26 protein-coding genes and 1 pseudogene are annotated in these 25394 nt (G+C 71.7%); 12 read left to right on the forward strand and 15 right to left on the reverse strand.

What is annotated here, in order from left to right; genetic code table 11:
• Positions 1-49 precede the first annotated feature (49 nt).
• The 3 genes from OG607_RS06060 (at position 50) to OG607_RS06070 (ending at position 3324) form a co-directional block, all read left to right on the forward strand.
• Positions 50-994, forward strand: a complete 945-nt coding sequence (locus OG607_RS06060; RefSeq protein WP_405719740.1) for a LysR family transcriptional regulator — start codon at positions 50-52, stop codon at positions 992-994.
• 262 nt (positions 995-1256) lie between these two features.
• A complete protein-coding gene (locus OG607_RS06065) occupies positions 1257-2543 on the forward strand; it encodes an MFS transporter (RefSeq protein WP_405719742.1) in 1287 nt (428 codons plus the stop codon).
• A gap of 37 nt (positions 2544-2580) precedes the next feature.
• Positions 2581-3324 carry an EthD domain-containing protein gene (locus OG607_RS06070; protein ID WP_405719744.1) on the forward strand — a complete coding sequence of 248 codons (744 nt, stop codon included), beginning with the start codon at positions 2581-2583 and terminating at the stop codon, positions 3322-3324.
• On the opposite strand, the gene OG607_RS06075 is transcribed toward OG607_RS06070, so the two are convergent.
• Together OG607_RS06075 and OG607_RS06080 are read right to left on the reverse strand one after the other, a co-directional pair.
• Positions 3321-3827 (reverse strand): MarR family winged helix-turn-helix transcriptional regulator, encoded by a 507-nt coding sequence (locus OG607_RS06075; protein ID WP_405719746.1) that lies wholly within the window; start codon positions 3825-3827, stop codon positions 3321-3323. The two genes, OG607_RS06070 and OG607_RS06075, sit on opposite strands and share 4 nt — an antisense overlap.
• A 55-nt stretch (positions 3828-3882) precedes the next feature.
• Positions 3883-4782: an MFS transporter gene (locus OG607_RS06080; RefSeq protein WP_405719748.1), complete on the reverse strand. Its 900-nt coding sequence runs from the start codon at positions 4780-4782 to the stop codon at positions 3883-3885.
• A gap of 27 nt (positions 4783-4809) precedes the next feature.
• On the opposite strand from OG607_RS06080, the gene OG607_RS06085 reads away from it, so the two are divergent.
• The 3 genes from OG607_RS06085 to OG607_RS06095 all read left to right on the forward strand — a co-directional run bounded on the left by OG607_RS06085 (position 4810) and on the right by OG607_RS06095 (position 7591).
• Positions 4810-5655, forward strand: a complete 846-nt coding sequence (locus tag OG607_RS06085; RefSeq protein ID WP_405719750.1) for an alpha/beta fold hydrolase — start codon at positions 4810-4812, stop codon at positions 5653-5655.
• Positions 5652-6662: a VOC family protein gene (locus OG607_RS06090; RefSeq protein WP_405719752.1), complete on the forward strand. Its 1011-nt coding sequence runs from the start codon at positions 5652-5654 to the stop codon at positions 6660-6662. Before OG607_RS06085 ends, OG607_RS06090 begins: the two co-directional genes overlap by 4 nt.
• 284 nt (positions 6663-6946) lie before the next feature.
• The gene (locus tag OG607_RS06095; RefSeq protein ID WP_405719754.1) at positions 6947-7591 is read left to right on the forward strand and encodes a TetR/AcrR family transcriptional regulator; all 645 of its coding nucleotides are present in this window, start codon (positions 6947-6949) and stop codon (positions 7589-7591) included.
• Positions 7592-7878: 287 nt separating this feature from the next.
• Here the strand turns inward: OG607_RS06095 and OG607_RS06100 are convergent, their stop codons facing one another.
• The 3 genes from OG607_RS06100 to OG607_RS06110 form a co-directional block, all read right to left on the reverse strand.
• Positions 7879-10230, reverse strand: coding sequence for a SpoIIE family protein phosphatase (locus OG607_RS06100; RefSeq protein WP_405719756.1), 2352 nt, complete (start codon positions 10228-10230; stop codon positions 7879-7881).
• A complete protein-coding gene (locus tag OG607_RS06105) occupies positions 10227-14438 on the reverse strand; it encodes a HAMP domain-containing protein (RefSeq protein WP_405719758.1) in 4212 nt (1403 codons plus the stop codon). Before OG607_RS06105 ends, OG607_RS06100 begins: the two co-directional genes overlap by 4 nt.
• Positions 14439-14748: 310 nt before the next feature.
• Positions 14749-15606, reverse strand: a complete 858-nt coding sequence (locus OG607_RS06110) for an RNA polymerase sigma factor SigF (protein WP_405719760.1) — start codon at positions 15604-15606, stop codon at positions 14749-14751.
• Between the two features lie 157 nt (positions 15607-15763).
• On the opposite strand from OG607_RS06110, the gene OG607_RS06115 reads away from it, so the two are divergent.
• Both OG607_RS06115 and OG607_RS06120 read left to right on the forward strand, forming a co-directional pair.
• Positions 15764-16114 carry an STAS domain-containing protein gene (locus tag OG607_RS06115; protein ID WP_405719762.1) on the forward strand — a complete coding sequence of 117 codons (351 nt, stop codon included), beginning with the start codon at positions 15764-15766 and terminating at the stop codon, positions 16112-16114.
• Positions 16108-17040 carry an anti-sigma factor RsbA family regulatory protein gene (locus OG607_RS06120; RefSeq protein ID WP_405719764.1) on the forward strand — a complete coding sequence of 311 codons (933 nt, stop codon included), beginning with the start codon at positions 16108-16110 and terminating at the stop codon, positions 17038-17040. Before OG607_RS06115 ends, OG607_RS06120 begins: the two co-directional genes overlap by 7 nt.
• A 201-nt stretch (positions 17041-17241) precedes the next feature.
• Here the strand turns inward: OG607_RS06120 and OG607_RS06125 are convergent, their stop codons facing one another.
• The 8 genes from OG607_RS06125 to OG607_RS06160 all read right to left on the reverse strand — a co-directional run bounded on the left by OG607_RS06125 (position 17242) and on the right by OG607_RS06160 (position 21911).
• Positions 17242-17565: a plasmid stabilization protein gene (locus tag OG607_RS06125; protein ID WP_405719766.1), complete on the reverse strand. Its 324-nt coding sequence runs from the start codon at positions 17563-17565 to the stop codon at positions 17242-17244.
• A gap of 29 nt (positions 17566-17594) precedes the next feature.
• Positions 17595-17726, reverse strand: a complete 132-nt coding sequence (locus OG607_RS06130) for an LPFR motif small protein (RefSeq protein WP_405719768.1) — start codon at positions 17724-17726, stop codon at positions 17595-17597.
• Between the two features lie 197 nt (positions 17727-17923).
• On the reverse strand, positions 17924-18172 hold the full coding sequence (locus OG607_RS06135) for a hypothetical protein (protein ID WP_405719770.1): 249 nt from the start codon (positions 18170-18172) through the stop codon (positions 17924-17926).
• A 288-nt stretch (positions 18173-18460) separates the two neighbouring features.
• Positions 18461-19315 carry a DUF1206 domain-containing protein gene (locus OG607_RS06140; protein ID WP_405719772.1) on the reverse strand — a complete coding sequence of 285 codons (855 nt, stop codon included), beginning with the start codon at positions 19313-19315 and terminating at the stop codon, positions 18461-18463.
• Between the two features lie 118 nt (positions 19316-19433).
• Positions 19434-20039 (reverse strand): alkaline shock response membrane anchor protein AmaP, encoded by a 606-nt coding sequence (locus OG607_RS06145; RefSeq protein ID WP_405719774.1) that lies wholly within the window; start codon positions 20037-20039, stop codon positions 19434-19436.
• Positions 20040-20070: 31 nt separating this feature from the next.
• Complete coding sequence (locus tag OG607_RS06150; protein WP_405719776.1) at positions 20071-21174, reverse strand: DUF6286 domain-containing Asp23/Gls24 family envelope stress response protein; 1104 nt, start codon at positions 21172-21174, stop codon at positions 20071-20073.
• The gene (locus OG607_RS06155; RefSeq protein ID WP_405719778.1) at positions 21171-21353 is read right to left on the reverse strand and encodes a hypothetical protein; all 183 of its coding nucleotides are present in this window, start codon (positions 21351-21353) and stop codon (positions 21171-21173) included. Before OG607_RS06155 ends, OG607_RS06150 begins: the two co-directional genes overlap by 4 nt.
• Positions 21354-21416: 63 nt before the next feature.
• Positions 21417-21911 (reverse strand): Asp23/Gls24 family envelope stress response protein, encoded by a 495-nt coding sequence (locus OG607_RS06160; RefSeq protein WP_405719780.1) that lies wholly within the window; start codon positions 21909-21911, stop codon positions 21417-21419.
• 128 nt (positions 21912-22039) lie between these two features.
• On the opposite strand from OG607_RS06160, the gene OG607_RS06165 reads away from it, so the two are divergent.
• The 3 genes from OG607_RS06165 to OG607_RS06175 are packed head-to-tail and all read left to right on the forward strand — an operon-like array spanning position 22040 to position 23639.
• The gene (locus tag OG607_RS06165; RefSeq protein WP_405719782.1) at positions 22040-22633 is read left to right on the forward strand and encodes an RNA polymerase sigma factor; all 594 of its coding nucleotides are present in this window, start codon (positions 22040-22042) and stop codon (positions 22631-22633) included.
• Positions 22624-23280 carry a hypothetical protein gene (locus OG607_RS06170; protein ID WP_405719784.1) on the forward strand — a complete coding sequence of 219 codons (657 nt, stop codon included), beginning with the start codon at positions 22624-22626 and terminating at the stop codon, positions 23278-23280. Before OG607_RS06165 ends, OG607_RS06170 begins: the two co-directional genes overlap by 10 nt.
• Positions 23277-23639, forward strand: coding sequence for a hypothetical protein (locus OG607_RS06175; RefSeq protein ID WP_405719786.1), 363 nt, complete (start codon positions 23277-23279; stop codon positions 23637-23639). The genes OG607_RS06170 and OG607_RS06175 overlap by 4 nt, the downstream gene beginning before the upstream one ends.
• A gap of 27 nt (positions 23640-23666) precedes the next feature.
• Here the strand turns inward: OG607_RS06175 and OG607_RS06180 are convergent, their stop codons facing one another.
• Positions 23667-24224, reverse strand: coding sequence for a hypothetical protein (locus tag OG607_RS06180; RefSeq protein WP_405719788.1), 558 nt, complete (start codon positions 24222-24224; stop codon positions 23667-23669).
• A 550-nt stretch (positions 24225-24774) separates the two neighbouring features.
• On the opposite strand from OG607_RS06180, the pseudogene OG607_RS06185 reads away from it, so the two are divergent.
• Positions 24775-24924 (forward strand): annotated as a pseudogene (locus OG607_RS06185) (glutamate synthase-related protein); the annotation flags it as partial.
• 110 nt (positions 24925-25034) lie between these two features.
• Here the strand turns inward: OG607_RS06185 and OG607_RS06190 are convergent.
• Positions 25035-25292 carry a WhiB family transcriptional regulator gene (locus OG607_RS06190; RefSeq protein WP_405719790.1) on the reverse strand — a complete coding sequence of 86 codons (258 nt, stop codon included), beginning with the start codon at positions 25290-25292 and terminating at the stop codon, positions 25035-25037.
• Positions 25293-25394: the final 102 nt, after the last annotated feature.

A 25394-nucleotide genomic window follows, 5' to 3' on the forward strand; every position in this document is an offset into this window, starting at 1 on the left:
CACTGTGTGAATAGTGCTGCTTTCGGGGCGGCCTCGACCTGGAGGCGCTGTGTACCTGTCCGGCCTTGATCTCAATCTCGTCCTGTCCCTGCGCGCCCTGCTGGAGGAACGCAACGTCACCCGCGCCGGGCAGCGCATCGGGCTCAGCCAGCCCGCGATGAGCGCAGCCCTGGCCCGCCTGCGCCGCCATTTCGACGACGAGCTGCTCTCCCGCGTCGGCGGACAGTACGAACTGACGGCCCTCGGCCGAGCCCTGCTCGACCGCACGGCCACCGCCTGCGACCTGCTGGAACGCGTCTTCAGCAGCCGGGCCGACTTCGCCCCGGGCAGCGAGGAGCACGAGTTCACCCTGCTCGCCTCCGACTACGCCGTTGCCGTCTTCGGCGCCGAACTCGCCCGTACCGTGCACGCCGAGGCCCCTGGCGTACGGCTGCGCTTCCAGCAGACCCCGGCCGATGTCACGGAGGACACCGAGACGCTGCTCAGCACGGCCGACGGGCTGCTGATGCCGCACGGCGTCATCAGCGGTTTCCCCGCCGTCGAGCTGTTCGCCGACCGCTGGGCCGTACTCGTCGCCGAGGCCAATGACGAGGTCGGCGACCGGCTGACCATGGACGACCTGGCCCGGCTGCCCTGGGTCACCTACCAGCGCACCTACGACGCGCCTGCCGCCCGGCAGCTGAGCATGCTCGGCGTCGACCCCCGCGTCGAGGTCTCCGTCGACAGCTTCCAGGTGCTGCCCTTCCTGGTGGCCGGCACCCGCCGGATCGCCCTGGTGCAGCAGCGCCTGGCCGAGCGGCTGAGCGGGGTGGCCGCCGTACGCGTCATGGACGCGCCCTACGAGGCGGTCACCCTGCACGAGGCGCTGTGGTGGCACCCGGTCCACACCCATGACGCGGCCCACATCTGGCTGCGCGAGACCGCCGCCCGCGTGGGAGCGGAGCTGACGGCGTCCGCGCCCGGCCCCGTCGCCGCCGCGGCATCCAGGACATGAATGATCAACATCTTCGATCTCGATCGGGAGGGGGCTAGGCAGGACCTGGCCAGTGGCCCATAGTCGTCTCACCCGGCGCCGGAGCCGCCCCGCTCACCGCTGCCGGGCCGGTGCAAGCGCTCGGCGACCCGGCCCTGCGCGACGGACGTCACGGCGGTCATCGGTGCCGCAGGCTCCGGCCCTGCCCCGTGCTCCGGGCGGCCTCGGAAACGGTGGCCGCACCAGCCCTTTCCCTTCCCGCTACGCCAGGTGGAGTTCCCGCATGCCCGCACCCGTGCCCCCGCTCCCGTCCCCGCCGCTCGCAGCCGCGCAGGACGTCCCGTCCGAGCAGACCGTGTCCGGTCCCGGCCACCGGCTCCGCATCACCCTGCTGATGGCCGGCAGCTGTCTGCCCATCCTGGGCGCCGTGCTCATCGCCCCGGTCCTGCCGCAGATGCAGGACCACTTCGCCGACGTGCCGGGCGCCGCCGCGCTGGTCCCGATGGCCCTGACGATCCCCGCACTGTCCCTGGCGCTGCTGGCCCCCTTCGCCGGCGTCATCGTCGACCGGCTCGGCCGCAAGCGCCTGCTCGTCATCGCCACCCTGCTGTATGCGGTCCTCGGCACCGCCCCGCTGTGGCTGGACTCCCTCGGCGCGATCGTCGCCAGCCGCGCCCTCGTCGGCGTCGCCGAAGCCGCCATCATGACCTGCTGCACCACGCTGATCGGCGACTACTACTCCGGCCGGCAACGCGACCGCTACCTGGCCCTGCAGACGATGTGCGCCTCGATCTCCGCGACGGCCTTCTTCGTCCTGGGCGGCGCGGCCGGATCGGCCGGCTGGCGCACACCGTTCTGGGCATACGCCATGAGCCTGCTGCTCGCCCCCGCCATGGCCGCCTTCCTGCCCCGGCCCCGTCCGGCCGGCCGGACGGAAGCCCCCTCCCCCACCGCCTCGGAGCCGGCCGCCAAGCGGCCCTTCCCCTGGCGGCTGCTCGCCGGGACGTGCGCGCTGACCGTTCTCGGCAGCGTCGTCTTCTACACCGTCCAGGTGGAGATGTCCTTCCTCCTGGACGACATGGGCGTGACCGACACCCGCGTGATCGGACTGGCCATCGCCGTCGCCAGCCTCGCGACCGTGATCGGCGCCGCTGTCTTCACCAGACTCGGCCGCAGCCCGGACGCCTGGCTGCCCGCCGTCTTCGCCGTGTGCGCCCTCGGCTTCTCGGTGATCTGGTTCGCGCCCAACCCTGTCGTCCTGACCGTCGGCGCCGTGATCAACTGCTTCGGTGGCGGCGTCATGCTGCCGAGCCTGCTCACCCTCGCCATGTCCAAGCTGGAGTACGCCGACCGCGGTCGCGGCACCGGCCTGTGGACGGGTTCCTTCTTCATCGGCCAGTTCATCTGCCCGCTCGTGGTGCTCGCGCTCACCTCCGCGGTCGGCAGCCGGGCAGACGCTCTGGGGGTACTCGCGGTCGTCGCCGCAGGCACCGCCGTCGCACTCGGCCTTGCCGGCCGACGGCGCCGGCCGGTCGCGGCGGCGGAACTGCGCGAGCAGACGGCCCACTGAACACCCATCGAGACGGGACTCTTTGAGCTGGAGAAACATGCTGAATCTGATCGCCGCCATCCGCCGCAGGCCGGGAATGACGCACCAGGCATTTCTGCACTACCTGCAGTACGTGCACGGCTCCCTCGCCGCCGCGAATCCCCTCCAGGTTCGACGCTACGTCCAGAACCACGTGTTCGACTCGTCATTCGGCAGCGAGGAGGACCCGGCGTACCTGACCGACGTCGGCCGGGACTCCGTCACCGAGCTGCACTTCGAGAACATGGAGGCGCTGGCCGCCACGATGGCCGATCCGTACACCCGCGAGGTCATCGGCCCCGACGGCGCCCACTTCAACGACATGCCCAGCGCCCTGGCCCTGCTGGCCCGCCCCACGGTTCTCATCCCCCCGCCGGCCTCCGAGAACGAGGGCCGGGTGAAGGTGCTTCACTTCCTCCGCAGGTCGGAAGGGCCGGCCCTGGACCCGGAAGGCTTCACGGAGCGGTGGCACGCCGCGCACGAGAAGGCGCTGGGCGGGGAGGAGTCACTGGCCAAGGCGTTGCGCGGTTACGTCCAGCACCGGCCGGTGCCAGGGGCGGAGAAGGTGCTGCGCCACTTCGGCGGCCGGGACAAGCCCGCGTACGAAGGGGTCGCCGCCCTCTGCTACGACTCCCCGGACGACGCGCTGACCCACTTCCCCTCCTACGAACGGTCGCTGAGGGAGCATTCCGCCGGGGCCGGCGCCTTTTACGACCCCTCACACTCGTTCGTCCTCTACAGCCGCGAGGTGACCGTCTTCTAGCGACGGCGCCAGGGCAGCACCGCCGGGTCGGTCTCGGTGGCCTCGACCCGGTGCAGGGCTTCGCTGATCGTCTCGCCGATATCGGCGAGCTGTCGTACCTGGTCCGGGGTGAGGGCGTCGAAGACGGCCCGGCGTACGGCTTCCACGTGACCGGGCGCGGCCCGCTCCAGAAGAGTGAGCCCCTCGTCGGTGAGGACGGCCAGCTGGCCGCGCCCGTCGGCGGGGTCCTCGCTCCGGTCGACGAGACCGGCCTCGCACAGCCGGTTCACGGCATGGGTGAGGCGGCTGCGGGTGATCTTCAGACGTCTGGCCAGCTCGGACATGCCCAGGGCCTGGTCCGGCGCCGAGGACAGGTGGGACAGCAGGCTGTAGTCGGCGTGCGTCATGCCGGCGTCCCGCCGCAGCTGCCGGTGCAGGTAGTCGGCGAGCAGGGTGGAGAAATCGACGTAGGCCAGCCAGGCCCGTTCTTCCTCGGCGTCGAGCCAGCGGGGCGTCGTGTGCATGAGCACACTGTACCGACTTGTGTTTGAATCTTCACTCATCAGTGTTCGGGCCGCGTCAGTCCGAGGTGGGCGGCGCCTTCGGTGCGCGAAGGAGGGCGCCTATGGCGGCGGCGAGGACGACGACGCACACGGCGATCAGGGAGGCGGACAGGCCGTCCATGAAGGCGGCTTTGACTCCGTCGGCGAGGGCCGCACCCTGGGCGCCGAGGCGGTCGGCGACGTAGAGGCCGGCGGCGGCCGAGTGGCGTACGGACTCGGCGGTGTCGGCGGGCAGCCGGCTCACCGAGTCGGGGAGGGAGGAGCGGTAGTGGCTGCCGTAGATCGAGCCCATGAGGGCGATGCCGACGGCCGATCCGACCTCGCGGGTGGTGTCGTTCATGGCGGAGGCGACGCCCTGCTGGCCGCGGCCGAGGGAGCCGGCGATGGCGGCGGTGCCGACGGTCCCGCTCAGGCCGATGCCGAAGCCCGCCAGGATCAGACCGCCGAGGAAGGGCAGGTAGCCGGAGTCGACGTCGAGGAGGGAGATGACGAACAGGCCGGCGCCGAGCAGGAGCAGGCCGACAGTCATGGTGATCTTCATGCCGACGCGGCGCACCAGGCGCGGGGTCGCCTGGGAAGTGGGCAGGACGACCACGGCGACCGGGACGAGTGCGGCGGCGGCCTTCAACGGGCTGTAATCGAGGATGAGTTGCAGGTACTGCAGGCCGACGAAGAAGAACCCGAAGACGGCCATGAACTGCACCAGGACGGTGATGGCACCGGCGCGGAAGCCGCGGATGCCGAACAGGGCCGGGTCGAGCAGCGGGTGCTCGTTGCGCAGACCGAGGTAGGCGTAGGCGGCGAAGGACACCACCGTGACGACAAAGGCGCCGATGACCAAGGGCTCGGTCCAGCCCTTCTCGTTGCCCTCGATGATGGCGAACACCAGGGTGCCGATGGCCGGCGCGGTGGTCACGGCTCCGGCCACGTCCGGCGGGGCACGATGCAGGAGTACCTGCTCGACATCGCAGGCAAGAAGATCTTCGTCGCGGAGACGGGAGAGGGCCCGCCCGTACTGCTGCTGCACGGCGGCGGCCCCGGTGCCTCCGGCATCTCCAACTACGCCCGGAACATCGCCGCGCTGGCGAAGGAGTACCGGGTCATCGTCCCCGACCTGCCCGGCTACGGACGCAGCACCAAGGGCATCGACGGCGCCGATCCGTTCGGGTACCTCGCCGACGCCATCCGGGGCGTCCTGGACCACCTCGCCCTGGACCGCGCCCACCTGGTCGGCAACTCCTACGGCGGCGCCTGCGCCCTGCGCCTGGCCCTGGACACCCCCGACCGCGTCGACCGCATGGTGCTGATGGGCCCCGGCGGCATCGGCACCACCCGCGCGCTGCCCACGGCGGGCCTGAACAGCCTGCTGAACTACTACGGCGGGGATGGGCCTTCCCGGCTGAAGCTGGAGAAGTTCATCCGCAACTACCTCGTCTTCAACGCCGCCGACGTCCCGGACTCCACGATCGACGCGCGCTACCAGGCGAGCATCGACCCCGAGGTCGTCGCCGCCCCACCGCTGCGCCGCCCCTCCGGCCCCAACGCCCTGCGCACCCTGTGGAAGATGGACTTCACCCGCGACCAGCGCCTGTCCCGGCTGCCCGTGCCGACCCTGGTCCTGTGGGGCAGCCGGGACAAGGTCAACCGGCCGTCCGGCGGCCCCATGCTGGCGGACCGCATGCCCAACTGCGACCTCTACCTGGCCGCCAACACCGGCCACTGGGTCCAGTTCGAACGAGCCGAGCTCTTCAACCGGCTGTGCGCCGACTTCCTGGCAGCCCGCCGATGAACACCGCCGCTTCCTCCGTCTTCGGCTCGGTCCACCTCGGCTACATCGTCATCGAGACCAACCGCTTCACCGACTGGCGCCGCTTCGGCACCGACGCCATCGGCATGCACCACGACGCCCCCGACACCGGCCTGATGCGCTTCCGCCTCGACGACCAGGAATGCCGCTTCCTGCTCCAACGCGGCCCCGCCGAGGACGTCGTCGCCACCGGCTGGCACATCGACGACCACGCCACCTTCGAGCGGATCGAGGCCCGCATCCGCGCCCACGGCGTCCCGCTCGTCGAAGGCACCCCGGAAGAGGCCGCCCTGCGCGGGGTCGAACGCCTGCTGCGCTTCCCCGGCCCCAAGGGCATCACGCAGGAGATCTACACCACCCCGGTGACATCGGCCGAGCCGCTGCGCATGCTCGCCTCCGGCTTCGTCACCGGCGACTCGGGGATGGGCCACGTCGCGATCACCTCCACCAGGCCGACGCAGCTCCGGGGCTACTTCAACACCGTCTTCGACGCCCGCCTCACCGACTACATCGACGAGACCATCAGCGGCGTCAAACTCAAGATCCGCTTCCTGCGCGTCAACGAACGCCACCACTCCATCGCCATCGCCGCCGTCCGCGGCCTGCCGGTCGACCCGGTCCGCACCCGCGTCCAGCACCTCAACATCCAGGCCGCCACCCTCGACGACGTCGCCCAGAGCTACCAGCGCGTCCACGAACTCGGCTTCGACATGGCCCTCTCCGTCGGCCAGCACACCAACGACAAAGAGCTGTCCTACTACGCCCGCACCCCCTCCGGCTTCGAATGGGAGGTCGGCTGGAACCCCATCGTCATCGACGAGACCACCTGGCAGCCCACCACCCACCAGGGCATCAGCATCTGGGGTCACACCCCCGTCGGCCAGACCATCATCGACAAGCTCGACCAGTTCCGCCTCGCCGCCCACTCCCTCGCCCACCCCGAGAACACCGTCCCCGCCCTCAGCGGCAAACGCAAGGAGCCGCAATGACGACCACCGACAACACCGCACGCGGCATGAGGCGCCGCGGAATCCTCAAAGCAGCCGTGCCACTCGCCGGAGCCACAACGGCCGCCCCCTCAACACCGCCCGCGCCGCAAGCAGCAGTCCCAGCGCCGCCACGACCGCACGCAGCGGCCCCCACTGCATCGACGTGCACTGCCACATCATCGGCACGCGCCTCCCGCGATGCGCGGCCACATGCTGCATGCACAGAGTTGTGCAAGTATGGCGCGGATGAAGCGCACGCGCATCGTCCCGACAGGAGCCGCAGCATGACCGCCCGCCCGCCCTCGACGCCGCAGCGCAGCCATGCCCGTTCCAACCGGGCGCGCATCCTGGCCTGCGCCCGCCAGGAGTTCGCTCGCGACCCGGACGCGAGCCTGGACGACATCGCCCGCGCCGCAGGCGTCGTACGGCGTACCCTCTACGGGCACTTCCCCAGCCGGCAGGCGCTCATCGCAGCGCTCGCGGAGGAGGCGGCACAGTCGGTGGAGCAAGCGTTCACCGACGCCCGACGGCCCGGCACGGACCCCGCGACTGCGCTGGCTCGGATGACCCTGGCGGTCTGGGCCGTCGGCGACCGCTACCGCATGCTCATCTCCCTCGGCCGCCGCGACCTCGGCGAGGAAGGCATCCGCGCCGCCCTCGCCCCGGCCCGTGCGGAGGCCACTTCGCTCCTGGAACGCGGTCAGCACGAGGGCGTCTTCGCTCTCGACCTCCCCGCGCCCATCCTCGCCCAGGCCGTCGAGTCTCTGGTCCTGACCGTCCTCGAGGCGCAGGACCCCTCCGCCTGGAGCGACCCCACGGGCGAGGCGGGGGCGATCGCCGCGCTCACCGCCGCCGGCCTCACTCCCGCCTCGGCCCGCACCTGCGTGCGGGCGGTTCGCACCGGACAGGACCGGCAGACCACCGGCTGAGCGAGCTGCGCGCGTCATCCCGGAAGCGGGAGCGGGGGGGTTCGCGCCGGGGGACGGCGCCGAGTCGGAGGACGACGCACTGGGTTCGGCGCTCGCCGACGCCGTTGAGCCGCTGCCGGACGACAGCGTGGTGCCCGACCCGCCGCTGCCGCCGCTGCCGCCGCTGCCGCTGCCGCTGCCGGACGACGGTGTGGTGCTGGACCCGCCGTCGCCGCCACTGCTCGGCGTGACCACGAGGACGACAGTGCCGCCGCCGGAGATCTCCGTACGGCCACGGTCGACAGTTGTCAGTGGACCTGGAGGCCGATGAGACAGGTGTCGTCGTCGGTGTCGGACCGGCTGTGGGTGAGAAGGCGGTCCAGTTGCTCGTCGAGATCGGGCAGCGGGCCGGAGGCCAGGGCGGCGAGCTGTTCCATGGAATGGTCGACGGAGACACCCCGGCGCTCGATCAGGCCGTCGGTGTAGAGCAGCAGGCGGTCGCCGCCGGCGAGGGTGAGCCGTTGTTCCTCGTATGTCGCGTCGGGGAGGGCTCCGAGGAGCATGCCGCGGGGCAGCGGCAGGGATCTGGCCTCGCTGTCGCGGACGAGCAAGGGGGCCAGATGGCCGGCGCGGGCCCAGCGCAGGAGGCCGGTCTGCGGGGAGTACAGGCCGCAGACGGCGGTGGCGGTGATCTGCTCGGCGAGGTGGTGGGCGACGGTGTTGAGCCAGGCCAGGAGCTGGGCGGGCCCGGCACCGGTGGCAGCCAGTCCGCGCAGGGCGTTGCGCAGGACGACCATGCCGGTGGCGGCCTCGATCCCGTGTCCGGCGATGTCGCCGACCGTGAGGAGGATCTGCTGGGACGGCAGAACGACGGCGTCGTACCAGTCGCCGCCCACCAGGTGCTCCTTCTCGGCGGGGCGGTAGCGGACGGCCACCCGCAGACCGGCGGTGTCGATGGGGGCGGGCGCGGGCGGCATGATGGCCTGCTGGAGCTGCAGGGCCAGCCGGTTGCGTTCGACGACGCGCTCCTCGGTGTCCGCGAGCCGGTCGCGCGTCGCGGCGAGCGCGACCTCCGTCCAGTGCTGCGCGGAGACGTCCTGGTAGGCGCCCCGGACGGCCGGCAGGTCACCGGCGGAGTCGGTGACAGGTTCGGCGATGACGCGGATGTGCCGGACGACGCCGTCCTCGCGCCGCAGCCGGAACGCAGTGGACGCGGGGCGGTGGGAGTGCAGCAGGGTGCGCACGAAACGGCGGACGGCCACCACGTCGTCGGGGTGCGCGTTGCGGTGCAGCCGCTCCAGCGGGACGGGGGAGGAACCGGGCGGCAGCCCGTGCAGGGCGAACACCTGGCTGCTCCAGGTGATCTCGCCGGTGACGAGATTCTCCTCGAACCCGCCGATGCGGCCCAGCCGTTGGACGTGTTCCAGCAGGCCGCTGAGGCGGGCCGCCTCGTCCTCGGCGCGCCAGGTGAGCAGCACTTCCTCGCCGTAACGGCCGATGCCCACCGCCGCCATGGCGGTCAGCGGCGCCGAGCCGCGCAGCGCGGCCAGCGGCATCCGCTCGGCGCGGAACGGCTCTCCGGTCGCGTGCACCCGCCGCACCAAGCCGTACAGGTCGCCCTCGCGGGCGGCCAGTGGGTACGCCTCCAGCAGCCGCATGCCGGTGATGGACGCGCCGGTCCCCCCGGCCGTGTCGTCGAACCGCTGGTTGACGTGGCTGATGAGGAAGTCGCCGACTCCGCCCTGTCCGTCGAAGTGCGGTCGCAGCACCAGCGCGGGATCCAGCAGGGCGTCGGCGAGCGCGGCGAGCGGCCCGGTCCCCCCATGCGACGCACCGACCGGGTCGGTGCCCGTCGCGGCGCTGTCCGCGAGGGTGTGGGCGCACAGGTCGGCGAGCACGTCCAGCTGACGGCTCTCCCCCGGGCTCAGGGCCGCCCGACGTGCGGGCCAGCACAGCTCCAGCACGCCGAGGACGCGTCCCCCGAGCAGGGCGGGGACGGTCGCCCGTGCCCCCGCGGTCCCCTCGCGCCTGCCGATCCCCGGGGTCGCGGGCGGCAGCACCGCGTACCAGCCGGGGCTGCCCGCCTCCAGGGCCCGCTGGGGGAGGGTGCCGACACCGGGGGGTACGTAACGCCACTGCTCGGCCTCGGCGGCGGCGAATCCCGCATGGCCCGCGAGGCTCAGTGAACCGTCGCCGGTGGGCCGCCATACGGCCAGCGCGGTGCAGCCGAGCGGCGCGAGCGCCTGGCTCAGCAGGGCCTCGGCGGCGGCCTGCGGATCGTCGGACAGGGTGGCCGCCTCGGCCGACCGCAGGCGCAGCACGCAGGCACGGTGCCCCGGGGTTTCGGGGGTTTCGGGGGTTTCGGGGGTTTCGGCGGGCGAGGGCGGCTCGGGGGGCAACGCCTCGGACAGCCGGTCCTGGGCGGTGGCGTGCACGATGTCGGCGGCGACCTCCAGCAGCGGCATCCCGGCGGTGTCGGCGAGCTGACGCAGATGCCGGGCGGCCTCGGCGGGGCCGCCCTGACCCCGCTCGACCAGGATGCCGGTGGCGATGGCGATCAGCACACGCGCGTCCGCCGACTCCCGCGCGGCCCGCACGTCGTGACGCAGGTGCTCGATCGTGAGGGCCAGCGCCTCGACGCCCTCACGGTCGTCGCTCACGGACTCAGCCAGCGGTGCATGCAGGTGATCAGGGCGTCGATGTCGACGGGTTTGGTGATGTAGTCGTTGGCGCCCGCGGCCAGACTCTTCTCCCGGTCCCCTTCCATCGCCTTGGCCGTGACGGCGATGATCGGCACGTCCTGGTGCTCGGGCATGGCCCGGATCGCGACGGTGGCAGCGTATCCGTCCATTTCGGGCATCATGATGTCCATCAGGATCAGTTCGACGTCAGGGTGCCCGAGGAGCATGTCGACGCCCTCGCGGCCGTTGCCCGCGTGCAGGACACGTACCCCGTGCAGCTCCAGCATGCCGGTGAGGGCGTAGACGTTGCGGGCGTCGTCGTCGATCACCAGCACCGTGTGCCCGGCCAGCGTGCCGGGCGGGCCCTGGACGGCCCGGACGGCCTGGACGGTGGTCAGCGGCAGGACGTCGGAGAGCCGTTCGGCCGTCAGGTGCAGGGTGATGCGCTCACGCAACTCGTCCAGGCTGGGCAGCAGTTCCAGTGGCTTGGCCCGGGCGCTGTCCCGCAGCAGCCGCTCCCGGCCGGGATCCAGCCGGCGCGTGTGGTGGGCCAGGACCGGGACCTGCCGCAGCGCCGGGTCGCCGTCGAGAGCGTCGAGGATGCGCACGGCGGCGTCGCCGGCCATGTCGAGGTCGAGGACGACGCAATGGCAGGGCTCCCCGGCCAGCGCCACCGCGGCCTCGTCGGGACCGGTCACCGTACGGATCCGTACGGGCCCTCGCGGGTCGGTGGCCGTGCGTCCCTCGGTCAGCCCCGCCACCGCGCTCTCGGTGACGAGCGAGAGCAGGCCCCGCGGCCGGTCCTCGACGACCAGCAGACGCCTCGCGGCCGGCCGCACGTCCGGGGCGGCGCGCCCGGCCGCCGCAGCAGCGGACGACGCGGCGGACGCCGCAGGCTCCTGCGGTCCGGCGTCCCCGGGTTCGAACCAGGCCACGGGCAGGTGGAGGGTGAAGGTGCTGCCCTCGCCCGGTGTGCTGGTCGCACTGATCGCTCCGCCGAGCAGATGGGCGATCTCCCGGCTGATGGAAAGCCCCAGGCCGGTGCCTCCGTACTTACGGCTTGTGGTGCCGTCGGCCTGCTGGAACGCACCGAAGATCGTTTCGAGATGCTGTTCCGCGATGCCGATGCCGGTGTCCAGGATCGAGAACGCGACGACCGGACCGTGCCCGCGGACGGCCGCCGGCACGTCCGGCTCGGGCACCGGCGCGATCCGCAGCTCGACACCGCCGGTCTCGGTGAACTTCACGGCGTTCGACAGCAGGTTGCGCAGCACCTGGCGCAGCCGCGAGTCGTCGGTGATCAGCTCCGACGGGACTCCGGGAGCGAGATTGACCCGGAAGTCCAGACCCTTCTGGCCGGTCAGGGGGTGGAAGGTGGCCTCGACGTACTCCAGGAGACGCCGCAGCGGCATCCGCTCGGGGGCGATGTCGGTCTTGCCGGCCTCGACCTTCGACAGGTCGAGGATGTCATCGATCAGCTGGAGCAGGTCGGATCCCGCCGAGTGGATGATGCCGGCGTACTCGACCTGCTTGGACGTCAGGTTGCGGCCGGGGTTCTGGGCCAGGAGCTGGGCGAGGATCAGGAGGCTGTTGAGCGGGGTGCGCAGTTCGTGGCTCATGTTGGCCAGGAACTCCGACTTGTACTTCGAGGCGAGTGCGAGCTGGTGGGCGCGCTCCTCCAGCTCCTGCCGGGCCTGCTCGATCTCCAGGTTCTTCGTCTCGATGTCGCGGTTCTGCGAGACCAGCAGCGCCGCCTTCTCCTCCAGTTCGGCGTTGGAGCGCTGCAACTCGTCCTGCTGGACCTGAAGTTCCTCGGAACGGGCCTGGAGTTCGGTGGCCAGCCGCTGCGATTCGCCGAGCAGCTCGTCGGTGCGGGCGTTGGCGACGATGGTGTTGACGTTGACCCCCACGGTCTCCATCAACTGGCCGAGGAAGTCCCGGTGGACGGGGGTGAAGGAGGTCACCGACGCCAGCTCTATGACGCCGAGCACCTGGTCCTCGACCACGATGGGCAGCACGATCAGGCTGCCCGGCGAGGCGGAGCCCAGCCCGGAGGAGACGGTGACGTATCCGGCCGGCAGGTCGTCGACGGCGATCGTGCGCCTGCTGCGCGCGGCCTGGCCCACCAGGGACTGGCCCAGCCGGAAGCGTACCGGCCGGCCGTCGGCGTCCGGGTGGCCGTAGGAGGCGATCAGGCCGAGTTCGGTGCCGTGTTCGCCGTCCTCGGCGAGGTAGAAGGCGCCGTACTGCGCGGCGACCAGCGGGGTCAGCTCGTCCATGATCAGTTCCGCCACGACGGCGAGGTCGCGCCGGCCCTGCATGAGGCCGGAGATCCGGGCCAGGTTGGTCTTGAGCCAGTCCTGTTCCTGGTTGGCGCGGGTGGTCTCGCGCAGCGAGCCCACCATCGAGTTGATGTTGTCCTTGAGCTCGGCCACCTCCCCGGAGGCGTCCACGGTGATGGAACGGGTCAAGTCACCCTCGGCGACGGCGCTGGTGACCCCGGCGATGGCCCGGACCTGCCGGGTGAGGTTCCCGGCCAGCTCGTTGACGTTCTCCGTCAGCCGCTTCCAGGTGCCAGAAACGCCCTCGACTTCGGCCTGGCCGCCGAGGCGGCCCTCGCTGCCGACCTCGCGGGCGACGCGGGTGACCTCGGCCGCGAAGGAGGACAGCTGGTCGACCATCGTGTTTATGGTGGTCTTGAGCTCCAGGATCTCGCCGCGGGCGTCGACGTCGATCTTGCGGGTGAGGTCGCCCTGCGCGACGGCCGTCGTGACCTGGGCGATGTTGCGGACCTGGTTGGTGAGGTTGGTCGCCATCGAGTTGACGTTGTCGGTCAGGTCCTTCCAGGTGCCGGCCACATTCGCCACCTGGGCCTGCCCGCCGAGCTGGCCCTCGGTGCCGACCTCGCGGGCCACCCGGGTCACCTCGCCGGCGAACGCCGACAGTGTGTCCACCATCGTGTTGATCACCCCGGCGAGGGCCGCCACCTCGCCCTTCGCCTCGACGGTGATCTTCTGGGAGAGGTCGCCCTTGGCGACGGCGGTCGCCACCTGGGCGATGGAACGCACCTGGCCGGTGAGGTTCGACGCCATGACGTTGACGTTGTCGGTCAGGTCCTTCCAGGTGCCCGACACGCCCCGTACGGTGGCCTGGCCGCCCAGATTGCCCTCGGTGCCGACCTCGCGGGCCACCCGGGTCACCTCGTCGGCGAACGCCGACAGCTGGTCGACCATCGTGTTGATGGTCTCCTTGAGCTCAAGGATCTCGCCCCGGGCGTCCACCCGGATCTTCTGGGACAGGTCGCCCTGGGCGACGGCCGTGGTGACCTCGGCGATGGAGCGGACCTGCGCGGTCAGGTTGTCGCCCATCACGTTGACGGACTCGGTGAGGTCCTTCCACGTACCGGAGACGCCCTTGACGTCGGCCTGGCCGCCCAGCCGCCCTTCGGTGCCGACCTCGCGGGCGACGCGGGTGACCTCGGCCGCGAAGGAGGAAAGCTGGTCGACCATCGTGTTGATGGTCGTCTTCAGCTCCAGGATCTCGCCGCGGGCGTCGACGTCGATCTTGCGGGTGAGGTCGCCCTGCGCGACGGCCGTGGCCACCCGGGCGATGGACCGCACCTGGGCGGTGAGGTTGCCCGCCATGAAGTTGACCGAGTCCGTCAGATCACGCCAGGTGCCGCCGACGCCCGGTACCTGCGCCTGGCCGCCCAGAATGCCCTCGGTGCCGACCTCGCGGGCCACCCGGGTGACCTCGTCGGCGAACGCCGACAGTTCGTCGACCATCGTGTTGATGGTCCTCTTCAGCTCGTGGATCTCGCCATGGGCGTCCACGGTGATCTTCTGCGACAGATCGCCCTTGGCGACCGCCGTGGCCACCTGCGCGATGTCGCGGACCTGCGTGGTCAGGTTCCCGGCCATCGCGTTGACCGAGTCGGTGAGGTCCTTCCAGGTGCCGTCGACGCCGGGCACGTCCGCCTGGCCGCCGAGGCGGCCCTCGGTGCCGACCTCGCGGGCCACCCGGGTCACCTCGGAGGTGAACAGGGACAGCTGGTCCACCATCCCGTTGAACACCTGGGCGATCTCGCTGAGGAGCCCGTCATCGTAGGCGGGCAGCCGCGTCCCGAAGTCCCCGTCCCGGACGGCGGTGAGTCCCGCGAGCAGTTTGCGCAGCTCGACTTCGCCCACGTGATCGTTTCCGGCCGGTCCCGAAGTCCCTCTTCGGGGCGTTGCCTGACGGGCCTCATGAGGCCTCACGGACTCCGGCATCTGTGCCACCCCACCCGCGCTGATCTCGGTTACGACCGGCCAGGACGGAGCCGTAGCCCGCGGGCTGACGCTCGCATCCGACGTCCCGGCCCGGACGCCACGGGAATGCTCTCACAAGGGGCGGGCAGGCGAACATCCCGAAGCCCGGCCATAAGCGGCGTGGCCGTAAGCGGCGCGGCTTCGCGGTACGAGAGCGGGCGGAGCAGGGCGGCGTACCCGCCCGCTCTGCTCAGAAATCGGCCAGCAGCTGCCTCCGCAGCGTCCTGAGGGTGCGCGACAGCAAGCGGGAGACATGCATCTGCGAGTAACCCAGTTCGGCCCCGATCTGCGCCTGGGTCATCTCCGCGCCGAAGCGCAGGGAAAGGATCTCGCGGTCGCGGTCGGGCAGGGCCGCGATGAGCGGCTTGAGGGCGCTGACGTTCTCCACGCCTTCCAGGGCGGGGTCCTCGTAGCCGAGGCGGCTCGCCCACGAGGCGCCGCCGTCCTCGCCGTCGGTCGCCGGGATGTCCAGCGAGGTGGCCGTGTAGGCGTTGGCGGCGACCATCGCCTCCGACACGTCTGCCTCGCTGACCTCCAGACGCTCCGCCAGCTCGGGCACGGTGGGGGCGCGGCCGAGTTCCGCGGCGAGGGTGTCGGTGGCCTTCGCGATATGGATGCGCAGTTCCTGGAGGCGGCGCGGGACGCGAACGGACCAATTGGTGTCGCGGAAGAACCGCTTGATCTCGCCAACGATGGTCGGCATCGCGTACGTGACGAACTCGACTCCGAAATCCGGGTCGAAACGATTGATCGCCTTGATCAGTCCTATGGTGCCGACCTGGAGGATGTCCTCCATCTGCTCGGCGCGGGTGCCGAAGCGCCGGGCCGCGAACCGCACGAGCGTCATGTTCAGCTCGATGAGCGTGTTGCGGACGTACTGGTACTCCTCGGTGCCCTCCTCCAGTACCGCGAGGCGGGCGAACATGGTCCGTGAGACGTCCCGCACCTGAGCGGTGTTCATCGTGCCGTCAGCGGTGCGGCTTTGCGAGGCGGCGGCGCCCTGCGAGGTGGCGTCGGCGACGACTGGGGCGGTGAGCTGATCCGTCATCTCAGGTCCTCTCCTCGCGCGGTGTCTGTCTGGCAGTGCGCGTCTACCCCGGAAAACGAATCCGAACCAACTTCGCACCTCCGCCGCGCCGTTGCGACCGGCGGCTAGTCTGAGACCCGCCGACTGCGGCCCGCAACACCCGAAGGGAGCCACGCCAGTGTCGTTCCCGCACCAGCCCCCGCACAGCGCCCGGCAGTACGCGGCCGTACTGGACATCCGCCCGCTGGCGGACCGGCACGGGGTGCGGGCCTCGGGCGAGGTCTGCCTGCCGACGTACGTGGCGTGGGAACGCGCGCTGGACGAACTGGTCGGCCACGACGGCGATGTGCACCTGGAACTCTCCGCGATCACCTATGTCGACGTGGCGGGCGCGACCGCGATGGCAGCCGCGGCCGGCCGTCTGGGAGAAGGGCGGCGGATGGTGCTGCACCGGCCGCCTCAGGTGCTGCGACGCACTCTGCAGATCTTCTGGCCCGGTCTGACGGCGATCGAGGTGACGCCATGCTGAACGGGACGCTCGCGGCCGGGCGGTTCGTCCACCCGGCGCTGTTCTACCGGGACACCGAGGAGTACGTGGCCGGGACGGTTCCGTTCCTCCTGGAGGGGCTCGCCGCCGGAGAGCCGGTGGCGGCTGCCGTCCCCGCGGCCAACCTCAAGCTGCTGCGGGCGGAGCTGGGCGACCGCGCCGGCGACGTGCACTGCCTCGACATGGAACAGGCCGGCCGGAATCCGGGCCGGATCATTCCGGGCGTCCTGCGGGCCTTCGCGGACATCCACCCGAACCGCCGGGTGCGAATCATCGGTGAGCCGATCTGGCCCGGCCGCAGCCCGGAGGAGTATCCGGCCTGCGTTCAGCACGAGGCGTTGATCAACATGGCGTTCTCCGGGCGGGACGTCACCATCCTGTGTCCCTACGACACCGCCCGGCTGGACGCGGCCGTCCTCGCCGACGCCCGTGCCACCCACCCCGTGATCGTAGACGCCGGACGCGAACGGCCCAGTGACGCCTACGCCCCCGAGCGCGTCGCCGCCGCGTACAACCTGCCGCTGCTCCACCCGTCCGGCGCGGCTTCGTTCGCCTTCGACGCGGATCTGCTGCCGGACGCCCGCCACTTCGCCGAGGCCCAGGCGTCGCGCCTGGGCCTGACCGAGGACCGCATGGGCGACCTCACCCTGGCGATCGGAGAGTTGATCACCAACAGCGTCGTGCACGCCCACGGCTCGGGCGTCGTACGGGTCTGGGCGGAGGACAGCCGCCTGGTGTGCGAAGTCCGCGACGCAGGACGCCTGACAGACCCGCTCGCCGGCCGTCGACCGCCCTCCCGCGATCAGCCGCACGGCCGCGGACTGCTGATGGTCAACCACCTCGCCGACCTCGTACGCCTCCACTCCGGCCCGGACGGCACCACTGTGCGCTTCTACTTCTCTCGCTGACGTCATGCGCCGGTGGGCCCCGGCGGCCGGTCCTTCGCCGGATCCCAGAAGACCCTTTAACCGTGGTCGTCGTGGCCCTGGTGGCGCTGGCCCTGAAGGCCAATGGCACCGCGGCGAGGACGTCGCCACCGAGGACCTGCGCATAGCCCTCCAGCAATACCGGTCCTTCTTCGACCGCCTGCTCACCACCTGAGCACGCTGTCAGTGGCCGAGTGCCTTGCTCAGCTGGGCCTTGGTCATGGTCGAGCGGCCCTTGACGTTGCGCTGCCGGGCCTCGTTGTACAGCTGGTCCCTCGTCGGGCCCTCGGACCCGGAGTGCGAGCGCAGACCGCCACGCCTGGACGAGGAGATGTCCTCGGTCGAGGTGCGGCTGGCGGTGCGGGACTCCCCGGCGCGGGCGCGCTCCTTGTTGACGGTGCGCGCCGCGATCTCCTTGGCGCGCTTGTCGGACTCGCCGCGCTTCTCGGCGCTGTCCTTGATGTGCTCGTACTGCCGTTCACGCTTGGCGTTCGATCCCCTGGGCATGTGCCCACCTCCTGTGCTCTGCGGTGCGATCAGGCGTGGCGGCCGTGCGCGCTGTCCGAGGCGCCGCCGAAGAGGCGGGCGACTGCCCGGAAGGGCAGCGTGACCACGGTGGCGATGGCGCCGCCGATCGTGCGGAGGACGTCGGCAATGGCCTTCAGCATGGGAGACCTTCCTCGTCTCGGCTGGTCGCTAACACTTTCCGCCTACCCGTGTCCCGCGCCTTAACCCGCCGCGGACGGCCAGGACGGTCAGGGGTGGGGGTAGCGGGGTTTGTCGGCACGGATCACCACCAGTTCCTCGGCGTTCTGGTCCGGGGCCACCAGGCCACGCGTCCGGAGCCGGTCGGCGCGCGAGCGCATCACCGGCCCGAAGGAGGCACCGTCGCACGGTCGGCGACGGCCGCCTTGAGCCCGGTGCCGCGCGGCAGCGCCAGGGTGAGGCCGGCGTCGCTGAGGGAGGCCTGTACCAGCAGCAGCGTCCCGCCGGGTGCCATGCGCGGCGGAGCCGCCGTGCACAGCCGGTCGAGCAGAGCCCTGCCGTCGGGGCCCGCGCCCCGGGCCAGTGCGGGTCCGCCACGCGGTGGGCGGGCGCGGCCGGGAGCGGCCACGTACGGCGGATTGGCCGGGATGACCTCGAACTCCTGGCCCTCGACCCCACCGGGCCGCCAGCACCGCCCACGGCGACAGGTCGACGGCGGTCACCCGCCCCGCCCCCGCCCGGACAGCGACCAGGGCGAGCGCCCCGTGAACAGATCCAGCACCCGTGGGCCGGGCCGGATCGCGGCTGCCCGCAGGGCGCGGGCGAGCAGCCACGTATCGTCCTGGGGCGGATGGGATGCCCGGCCGCCTCCCGGGACCGGCACTCCCGGGAGGCCCTGCGGACTCCGAGCGACCGCTCAAAGGCGGCGCCAGCGCGCCGACGCGAAGGAGAAGCCGCCGAAGAGAATCAGCCCGACGGCGACGGCGACCAGCAGCCAGGGTCCCGCCGGGGTGTGGGTGAAGCTGCGGAGCGTGGCGTCCATGCCCTTGGCCTCGTGCGGGTCGAAGCGGACCGCCGCCACCAGGGCGAAGACCCCCACTCCGGCGAACACGACGCCGCGCGCCACACCGCCGCCCACACCCAGGCCGGTCACGACTCGCCGCGTACCGCGGCCCATCGCACCGGTGTCCAGTTGACGCAGGAAACGCCGTAATGCGGCCCGCACCGCAAGCACCACGCCGACGCCGATCAGGACACAGCCCGCAAGACCGACCAGCCATTGCCCACCCGGCAGTTTCAGCGCCGAGGCAGTCCAGTCCTGCGACTTCGCATCACCGCTGGACGACCCGCCGCTGCCGGCGGCAAAGGCCGCCGTCCCCCAGCAGACCGAGGCGTAGAACACCGCCCGGCCACCGTCCAGCAACCGCGCACCGGCCTTTCGCCGGGGCCCCGTTGCCATGACCGCACGGGCACCCCGCCAGACCGCCATACACCCGAAACCGACGACCAGCGCCCACAGCATCACCTTTCCGAAGGGCTGCGCCGCGACCTGCTGCAGCGCACCCTGACGGTCCGCCTCCCGCCCACCGCCCCCGCCTGCGATCCGCACGGCAAGAGCGCCGACGAGGACGTACACGATGCCCCGTGCGACAAAGCCGGCCCGGCCCGTGGCGGTCAGCGCCTCGGACCCCTCGGATTTTCCCTTCGCGTGGCGCCGACCGGGAGGACTCGCGATCCGGTGGCCCCACCTGTGCGCGTGAGACGACGTCATGATGCCTCCCCTGATAGCTGTGCCAAAGCCAGCACAGCGGGCGTCCAGCCCGCGTCCCGCACTCACGCCTGCCCCGGACCTGAGGTTCGATGTGCGCTGCGGATGTGACGCCGAAGCCTCACTCGACGCGGTGCGGGCCGTGACCGGCTACGCGAAGCCGGACCTCGGCGGGGAGGTCTTCCCAGCCGGCGGACTCGCGGGCGTGCTCCAGGGGCCCGCGGCGCAGGGCGTCCAGGACTGCCGTGGGGGCGCTGTCAGGGGTGAGGAGAAGGGTGAGGCGGGCCTGGGGTCCAGTGGGGCGGCCCGTCAGCCGGGCTTTGGCCCGGTGGACGCCGGGGAGTTGGCCGGCGTCGGCGGCGAGGGCAGCGTTCAGTGCCTGGTCCCGCAGTTCCACGCCGTCCTGCGGGGGCGTTCCGCCGACGGGCAGGCGGCCCGGGCGGCGCTGGTGCCGTTGGGCCAGCAGCCACCACAGGGAGAGCAGGACGACGAGCGCCAAGGCGGCGATCACAGTCGGCCACCACCAGCTCTCGTCGGTCCAGCGGGTGCGGTCGGCACGGCTCAACAGGACGTCGTGCGGGGCGGACAGCGGCCAGTCGGCGGGCGGTGTGAGGTTCCAGCGCCGGTAGATGTCCAGACCGCCGGCGAGTACCAGCAGACCGCCGCCCAGCAGCACCACGCCGGCCAGGGCCAGCAGGATCCGGTTCACCGCGGTTCGTGGCTTCATCGTCTCTCCCGTGTCGGGTCTTCCGGGCGAGTCATGTCGGGCGCCGGACGCGGACTGTGAGCCGCGGCGGGTGAGCCAGGGCAAGCTGCCGGAGTTGCTCGCGCAGGGCGGCGATGAGCTCGTCGCTGACATCGCGTGGGTCGCGGAAGGTCACGTCGGCGCGGGCCAGGACGCGGCGTCTGCGTACCCGCACCCTGGCCCGGCTGACGCCGGGAACGCGCATCGCGGCGTCGCGCAACAGCAGAGCCGCACCCTTGCGGTCCAGCAAGGCGCGCAGGCGATCGGGGTCGGCGGGGGCATTCAGCGGCAGGAGGCGGCGCAGACCGGGGGTGAGCGCCACGATGATCAGCCACAGGCCCAGGACGGCGGCGATGGCGGCGCCGGTGAGCATCCAGACGTCGTCCACCGGGCGGGTGGCCAGTTCATCGGCCAGGCTCTTGCGCCAGGCCGCGGCGCTGTTTCCGGACCGCACCCGGACGACGTCGAACAGCAGCGTTCCGGCGGCGGCGAGCACCACCGCGGCCATCAGCGCCGCCGGGACCCGGCGGGCGGACCACAGACGGCGCGACGAGCTTCGCCCATCGCCGTGCGCCGGGGATCCGGGAGGGGGTTCGCCGTCGGTGGCCCGCTCGGTTTCCGCCGGGTCCTTGGTCAAGGAGACGACCGTGGCCGATTGCGTTGCTGGAGCGGGCTCTTCCGTGGCTGTCCGCAGACCCGGTTCTTGTGGGTCCTCACCCGGTTTCTCGGCGGGGACCAGTCGCCGGACGGTCAGGGCGACTTCGGTGACGCTCATGCCGGTCAGCCAGGCCACCCGCTCGGCGATGTCGCGCCGCACAGGTCGGCACGCCCCGGCGATGTCGACGGGGTAAGGCAGGTCGACGGACAGACTCAGCCGGGCCGATCCGCCTCGGATTCGTACGGAGGAGCTGGGCGCGGCCAAGCCGCCGCGCCCAGGTGACGCGCCCGCCTGCCGGGTCAGGGCCTCGCGGGCGGCCCGGCCCGTGAGACGGGCGACCGCTTTGTCGCGGATGACGGTCGCGCCACGCGCGGCCGGCGGCGGCAGGGGCCGGACGGCCTCTCCCCCGTCCCCGGCCGGACCGGCCGAAGGGGCGGGAGAGGCGGATTGCGCGGTCATCGCTGCCGGTCCCGGGCACGGACGAAGCCGCCGATGTCGACGTCACCCTGCAGGACCCGGCCGACGACCAGGCCTACCGCCCCCAGGGCCGCCACCAGCAGGAACGCCCAGAAACCGCCGAAGTAGCCGGCGAACCCCAAGGCCATGCCCACCAGCAGGCCCACTGTGGCTGTGCTCATCTCTCACTCACCCGTCCCAACGTCGAAACGCCCCCCGGGTCGCCGCGCGTGGGGCGCACCGGGTCACTCCACACGCCCCTCGGTCCCCTGTTCTTCCTCCTCATCGGGCAGGTGTACGTCATCGACGACGATGTTCACCTCCACGACCTGCAGTCCGGTCATCCGCTCCACCGCCGAGATGACATTGCCGCGCACGTCTGCGGTGACGGCCGGGATGGACACTCCGTACTCGACGACGACGTCGAGATCCACAGCCGTCTGGCGCTCGCCCACCTCGACCTTCACCCCGCGTGTGACGCTGGGGCGCCCGCCGCCGGGTACCCGTTCGCGCATGGCCCCGAAGGTCCGGGCCATACCGGCCCCGAGGTTGTGGATGCCGGGCACCTCGCGGGCCGCCGTCCCCGCGATCTTCTCCACCACGCTGTCCGTGATCGTGGTCCGCCCCCGCTCCTCGGGACGCAAATCGGCACCGCTGCGGCCCTGCGACTTCCCCGCGGTCTCGCCCTGCTTGCTCTGCTTGCTCTCCTGGGTGGTGGAACGGCCCATGGTGTCCGTCATGGGGATCACCTCGCTCGTTGGCGCGGGCGCCCGTACAGCGCCCGTCAAGAGGTTGGACACATCTGGACGAAAAACATCACACCCTATATATGTGATGTGCCTCACATATAATGTGAATGGTGGCGATTATGCCCAGACACACGCCGCCCTTCGAGAGCCCGCGCGGCGCAGAGACCCTGATCGACGTGGAGGACCGGCTGCTCGTCGTTCGCGCCGGCGAAGGCGACGACGAGGCCTTCGCCGTTCTGGTGCGCCGCCACAGCGCATCGCTGCTCGCGCTGGGCCGTCACCTGCTCGGCAACTCCGCGGATGCCGAGGACGCGGTCCAGGAAGCCTTCCTCAGCGCCTGGCGCCGGTTGCCGGAGTTCCGCCACCGCGCCGCGTTCCGCACCTGGATGTACCGGATTGTCACCAACCGCTGCCTCAACATCCTGCGCCGCCGCGCTCGCGTCGTCCCCCTGGAAACCGTCGCCGAACCGGCCGCCCCGGATGTCCGCAGCGCCCCCGCGCGCGTCGCCGAGACCGATGCCACCATCAGCGCCCTGGCGACAGCGCTCAGGGGGCTGAGCGCCGAACAGCGGGCCTGCTGGGTGCTGCGGGAACTGCACGGCCTGCACTACGAGGAGATCGCCCAGGTGATGAATACCAGCCGGCAGACCGTACGCGGCAGACTGTTCCGGGCCCGGCGTTCGTTGACGGAGGCGATGGAGCCATGGCGCTAGAAGACGCACCGTTCACCGAGTCCGGGCCGCCGGCCGGCATCCCCCTGCCGGCAGGCGACGAACGGCTGCCCTGCGGGCGCCCGCTCAGCCGGGTGTGGGAGCAGGCCCGCGACGGCTTCGCGTCGGATCCGCACACCGCCGACTGCCCGTACTGCCGGCAGGCGGTGGACGGGCTGGCGGCCCTGGAACGGGCCACCCGCGCCCTGCGCGCCCAGGAACGGCCCACCGGCCAGACCCTCGCCGACCGGGTGATGCGTGCGGTACGCGACGAGGTACGGCTCGGCCGGATGCTGCCGCTGGACGACCCCGCCCAGGATCTGCGGATCGCCGAGACCGCCGCCGCGAACGTCCTTCGCCGGGCCGCCGACTCCGTGCCGGGCGCCCGCGCCGTCAGCTGCCGTCTGGCCCTGGGCGAGGACTGCACCACCGTTCACGTCACCATGACCCTGGCCGCCGCCCTGGACCAGCCCCTGCCCGACCGGGCCGCCCTGGTGCGCGAGGCCGTCCTGCACGCCGCGGACCGAACGCTGGGCCTGGCCGTGACAAACGTCGACCTGGAAGTCGTGGCCGTACTCGAACCACCCCGGCCCGCCGACTCCGGCAGCCCGTCCGGCGAGACCATTGCCGAGGAAGGTGAAGAGCGATGACCCCCACCCAGGCGGTGGACCTCTGTCAGGCCGCCGCCCGTGCCGCCCTGACGGTCCCCGGCGTGGCCGCACTCCAGCCCGACCTCGGCCAACGGCTGGCCGGCGCGGCCTCCCGAGCCCGGCAGGCCGCCGGATTCCCGGCCCTGCCCGCCGGAGCCGGGATACGGGCCGAACACGCCACCGATGCCCCCGGCTGGCGGGTGGAGGTTCGCTGCGTCCTGCACGAGGACCGTCGCGTCGTGGACACCGCCCGCCAGGTCCGCGAGCAGGTGCGGGCCGCTGCCCGCGACCACCTGACAGCGCAGGGCACACCGGAACCCGTCACCGTCCTGGTGACCGTCACCCACCTGAAGGAGTAGGAGTACGCGGGCGGGGCTCAGTCGCCCTCAGTTCAGCCGGTTTCCGCGTACCGCGGTGGAGGTGGGTGAAGCGAGGCCGTCCGAGGCGGTCAGGACGTTCTCGGTGGTTCCGTCGGGGCGGACGACCGCGACCCGGTTGAGGCCGTTCTGCGCGGCGAACACCACGTCGGAACAGTCGCTCAGGAAGTTGAAATCATCGACGCCGGTGAGACCGCTGGTCACGGTGTGGATCCGGCCGGGGGCGCCGATGCCGGTGACCGGGATCCGCAGCATGGTGCCCTTCGCCAGGTTGGAGACCCAGACGGCGCCCTCATGGAAGCGGAGCCCGTTCGCGCCGAGCGGTACGGGTGCGGACGGGTCGGCGGCGAGGGCGGGGTCGGTCAGCCAGGCGGTCGCCGTTCCGCCGGAGACCGGGACGGTCCAGACGGTGGCCTTGTTGCTGTCGGCCGCGTACAGGGTGTGTCCGGCCGGGTCGAGGGCCAGACCGTTGGGGAGGCCGTCGGTGGGCAGGGCGGCGATACGGCGCGGGGTGCCGCCGGGGGGCAGTTTCCAGATGCCGGCCCGGGACGGGTCGGAGGAGGCCACGTTGTAGTAGACGCTGCCGTTGCGGTCGCGCGCGTGTTGCCGGTGAATGTGTCGCCCTGCTGCCCGGCAACGATCACCTTGCTGCGCCCGGACGGATCGATCCGTACCAGTGCCGGACGCTTGCCCGCCACGCTGCCCAGCATGGAGATGGTCAGCGAGTCGTCCGGGTTGACGGTGATGTTCTCCGGCGAGTCGCCGGCGGTGAAGTCGAATGTGGCGCCCGCTTGTTCCGGGCGGTTGCTGCGGGGATTGCCATGTGGTTCATCGCACTCTTCTTGAAGGGCGCAACTGTGGTTGCGCATGAGGTGGGGCAGGAAGGGATGGGACGGGTCAGTCGCTCAACTCGGCCCCAGACAGGCGCACTTCCTCGATGTCGAGGTAGGCCTGCACCTGGCGCAGCACGGTGTCGTACGACGCGCAGGTGGGTCTCGTACTCGCGTCGCGTCCATTCGGCGCCCCTTGGGGCGGTGCCGAGGTCCCCTGCCACCTCCGGAAGCGCCTTGAGGGCCTCCTCGGCGGAGGTGTCGTGGGGCAGCCGGGCCCAGCGGACATCGTCGACGGCGCGGAGGGCGGCACCGGCGCCGTACCGCTGGAATTCGCCGACCACGTCGGCACGCCGCTCACCGAGGGCCTGGTCACCGTGCACAACGCCCTGGTCGGGGCGGGACTGCGGGACCGGATCCGGATCGCAAGGCTGGGGATTCGCCGTCGCCAAGGTGAAGGAACTGCTGCGCAGCCACGGCGACGAAACCCCTCACTGACCTCCGAACGAGCGACCGCTGGGTCCGCGGGTCCGCGAGTGACGGGTGGTCAGGTGCCGCCTGTCCGGGCTCGGTTGCGGGCGACACGGCGCTTCCTGGCGCGGCGCTCGTCCTCGCTGAGTCCGCCCCACACGCCGGCGTCCTGTCCGGTCTCCAGAGCCCACTGCCGGCACTCCTGCATGACCGGGCAGCGACGGCACACGGCCTTGGCCTCTTCGATCCGCAACAGGGCTGGACCGGTGTTGCCGACCGGAAAGAACAGTTCCGGGTCTTCCTCGCTGCACACCGCGTTCTGACGCCAGTCCATGACAAAGTCCTCCGTGTTCGTTGGGGAAGGATCGGATGGCCGAAGTCCGGTTGGCCCCTTCGCGCCTGCCCGGCAGCGGTCTCCCTACGCATCGGCGCACAG

This window comes from Streptomyces sp. NBC_01537 (assembly GCF_045040445.1).
GTDB lineage: Bacteria > Actinomycetota > Actinomycetes > Streptomycetales > Streptomycetaceae > Actinacidiphila.

Coding starts and splice junctions, on each gene's coding strand:
- OG607_RS06065 (WP_405719742.1), top strand. CDS start 1,257: ATGCCCGCACCCGTGCCCCCGCTCCCGTCCCCGCCGCTCGCAGCCGCG.
- OG607_RS06070 (WP_405719744.1), top strand. CDS start 2,581: ATGCTGAATCTGATCGCCGCCATCCGCCGCAGGCCGGGAATGACGCAC.
- OG607_RS06075 (WP_405719746.1), bottom strand. CDS start 3,827: ATGCACACGACGCCCCGCTGGCTCGACGCCGAGGAAGAACGGGCCTGG.
- OG607_RS06085 (WP_405719750.1), top strand. CDS start 4,810: ATGCAGGAGTACCTGCTCGACATCGCAGGCAAGAAGATCTTCGTCGCG.
- OG607_RS06090 (WP_405719752.1), top strand. CDS start 5,652: ATGAACACCGCCGCTTCCTCCGTCTTCGGCTCGGTCCACCTCGGCTAC.
- OG607_RS06095 (WP_405719754.1), top strand. CDS start 6,947: ATGACCGCCCGCCCGCCCTCGACGCCGCAGCGCAGCCATGCCCGTTCC.
- OG607_RS06110 (WP_405719760.1), bottom strand. CDS start 15,606: ATGACGGATCAGCTCACCGCCCCAGTCGTCGCCGACGCCACCTCGCAG.
- OG607_RS06120 (WP_405719764.1), top strand. CDS start 16,108: ATGCTGAACGGGACGCTCGCGGCCGGGCGGTTCGTCCACCCGGCGCTG.
- OG607_RS06125 (WP_405719766.1), bottom strand. CDS start 17,565: ATGCCCAGGGGATCGAACGCCAAGCGTGAACGGCAGTACGAGCACATC.
- OG607_RS06130 (WP_405719768.1), bottom strand. CDS start 17,726: ATGCTGAAGGCCATTGCCGACGTCCTCCGCACGATCGGCGGCGCCATC.
- OG607_RS06140 (WP_405719772.1), bottom strand. CDS start 19,315: ATGACGTCGTCTCACGCGCACAGGTGGGGCCACCGGATCGCGAGTCCT.
- OG607_RS06145 (WP_405719774.1), bottom strand. CDS start 20,039: ATGAAGCCACGAACCGCGGTGAACCGGATCCTGCTGGCCCTGGCCGGC.
- OG607_RS06150 (WP_405719776.1), bottom strand. CDS start 21,174: ATGACCGCGCAATCCGCCTCTCCCGCCCCTTCGGCCGGTCCGGCCGGG.
- OG607_RS06155 (WP_405719778.1), bottom strand. CDS start 21,353: ATGAGCACAGCCACAGTGGGCCTGCTGGTGGGCATGGCCTTGGGGTTC.
- OG607_RS06160 (WP_405719780.1), bottom strand. CDS start 21,911: ATGACGGACACCATGGGCCGTTCCACCACCCAGGAGAGCAAGCAGAGC.
- OG607_RS06165 (WP_405719782.1), top strand. CDS start 22,040: ATGCCCAGACACACGCCGCCCTTCGAGAGCCCGCGCGGCGCAGAGACC.
- OG607_RS06170 (WP_405719784.1), top strand. CDS start 22,624: ATGGCGCTAGAAGACGCACCGTTCACCGAGTCCGGGCCGCCGGCCGGC.
- OG607_RS06175 (WP_405719786.1), top strand. CDS start 23,277: ATGACCCCCACCCAGGCGGTGGACCTCTGTCAGGCCGCCGCCCGTGCC.
- OG607_RS06190 (WP_405719790.1), bottom strand. CDS start 25,292: ATGGACTGGCGTCAGAACGCGGTGTGCAGCGAGGAAGACCCGGAACTG.